Source organism: Parashewanella hymeniacidonis, from assembly GCF_016900895.1.
In the GTDB taxonomy this organism is placed as follows: domain Bacteria; phylum Pseudomonadota; class Gammaproteobacteria; order Enterobacterales; family Shewanellaceae; genus Parashewanella; species Parashewanella hymeniacidonis.
Genome location: NZ_JAFEUN010000237.1, coordinates 1 through 2,243, shown reverse-complemented (window position 1 = coordinate 2,243; position 2,243 = coordinate 1). Strand labels below are relative to the sequence as shown.

General features: G+C 36.6%; 3 protein-coding genes. All 3 read right to left on the bottom strand.

The features are described 5' to 3' along the window. Positions 1 to 908 precede the first annotated feature (908 nt). Positions 909 to 1,391 (bottom strand): hypothetical protein, encoded by a 483-nt coding sequence (locus JQC92_RS21955; RefSeq protein ID WP_205001658.1) that lies wholly within the window; start codon positions 1,389 to 1,391, stop codon positions 909 to 911. 186 nt (positions 1,392 to 1,577) lie between these two features. After that, a complete protein-coding gene (locus JQC92_RS21950) occupies positions 1,578 to 1,784 on the bottom strand; it encodes a hypothetical protein (RefSeq protein ID WP_205001657.1) in 207 nt (68 codons plus the stop codon). Positions 1,785 to 1,971: 187 nt separating this feature from the next. Further along, on the bottom strand, positions 1,972 to 2,243 hold a 272-nt coding region (locus tag JQC92_RS21945; protein ID WP_205001656.1), incomplete at its 5' end, for a transposase family protein.

Here is a 2,243-nt window from a genome sequence, read left to right as displayed (position 1 = left end):
GTGTTTTGTTTAGAATCGCCATTTTATTTTGATAGTTGTCTTGGTCGACTTATTATCTCAAAAATAAAGCTTTTCTCCTCAGATTTATCCTCTTAATTTGTTACCCAAGTTTGATGGGTTCCATCATAAGGCCAACTGCTAGCTAAAAGCTACCCGTCTGAAAGACGGGGGTTTCAACCCAGTTGTGGGACTAATGAACACACTTTCGCAGTAGATTAAACAAAGCAAAACAGTAGAAATCAAACTCGAGCAATCCCAATAGGAGTATGTCCCTAGGAGAAGTAAAAGGAATACTTCATATAGGTTCAATTCTTAAATTGTTTACTTCTAACGCACATTCCGCACCTAATTTTCCGTAATTAATAAAATGGTCAATGATGATTTTGCCGCTGGATAATTTAAGACTGCCGTTTTTGTTTCGAATAAGGGGTTTCAATGTTTGAACCTCAAGTGCGTGTTAATCTAACGAAAATGATTTAAACGGTATCTAGCTCCCAAAATTTTTCAGTTCTAAGTCCAAAAACATGTATTAATCCAGGATTATTACTGTCTACCCTAACCACACAATAATATTCATTCAAAAAACGGGTCATCTCAGTCCTTAACGTTATGCCGTTCCTATAACTGGTTATCACTCCTTTGATATTACGCCCTTCTTTTTGATGGTGTAAGACTATGGTTTTTTGCAACAGAGGGATGCACTGCACCCTCTAAGTCTTTCGCGTGACACACTGAGGTTGAATGTAAGTTAATGCAGTTTGTTTGGTCGTTAAAACCCAGATTTGTTTTAAAAACCTTTTTTTCGACAGCGGACTTTAATATCTTCTCTGCTTGGTCAAACTGCTTGGTTTTTTCACAAACTGACATGAACGCACTGCAAATGATGACGTTGGGTTTTATCTTCAATGTTAATAATCTTTTCCATACATCGTGAGCACTTTCAAAATCCTTTTCTTTAGCACATTTTGAAAAAAAGCCGAAAAACAATGTCCTTCTAAAACCAAAGTTTTTTCTGATAATAATGGGTCTAAATTGGTTAAAAGAAAAAGAGCCGTGCTCATATCACAATTCCTTTGACGGATTAACTTTGATGTACGAATATCAACCGCTTTACCTGTTGCCTCACCGCTCTTAAACCTATTGATAATCTGGCGATTTGACAGTGTAAAGAATTGACGTTCAATGTTTTCAATATCAAACAATGTTAACTGAGAGAAAAAAGATGAAAGAGTCTGGTCATCGTTAAACTTTGAGAATTTATAAACTAAATATTTACGAACCTCTGTTTCATTTGTACATAAGGTTTTCAGCACTGATTGATAAGATGGAGACGGTTTAGAGCCGTAAGGTGAGTGATGACAGGCAGCATCACTAGGACGAATGGTAGCCATATAGATGAATAAGGAATGAATTTGCCCAAAATTGTAAGCCTTCCTACCACAAAAGCCCCGTTAAAATAGTTTTAACTCCATCCTAGAGTCTGTCATCAGACCTGCAGTGAAAGTAGCAATCGCATCCGTAACCTTTGTAGCTATATTTCTTGAAGAATATGATCTATAACCAAAAAAGCGAGCTATTTATAAGATAATACAACATCCATCTTTTCTAAAATCAAGTATGCCATCTTCATTGCGAGTGACTTTATAAATACACTCATTATCATTTACCATCTCTTTCAGTACCTTGGAGGAGCCATTAGGCATATCTTTAACTTCTCTCACGTGCATAACATTGCCGTCTACTTCACCAGAACTAGTGACTTTTAATGTTAGTAATGTATTCATTTTTTAATACCCCAAATAGCTAGCTTGAGACCTTAGTCATAGTCATGTTCAATATGGAAATTTTGTCGTCATAATAAAAAACAAATAGTTCGGATAGTTTTACGAACTGAATTGAACAACTCGGAATCATGAGCAGGGTTTGCGAGAATATAGTTTGCAAAAAACACCCTGAAACCACCGCTCATGATTACTCTAGTAAATTCGATTTTAAGCCAAATGTCCAGCCTATCACTGCATTTGATTCTTTGGCTATTGATACAAATGTAGTTGGCTTTGTTCCTATTGGTTCACCATGAAAGCGACGTGGCTTTATTCCTTTCTTGGTAACCGAGCGAAAGCGGCACATTGGACACTTCATCGGAGTGTTATGGGCAATGTTTAAGATTATCGAACCATTTTCATATTTGGTTGAAACGTGATGATAAGGGCCTTGAATACCGAACCCGTGATAAAGAAGTG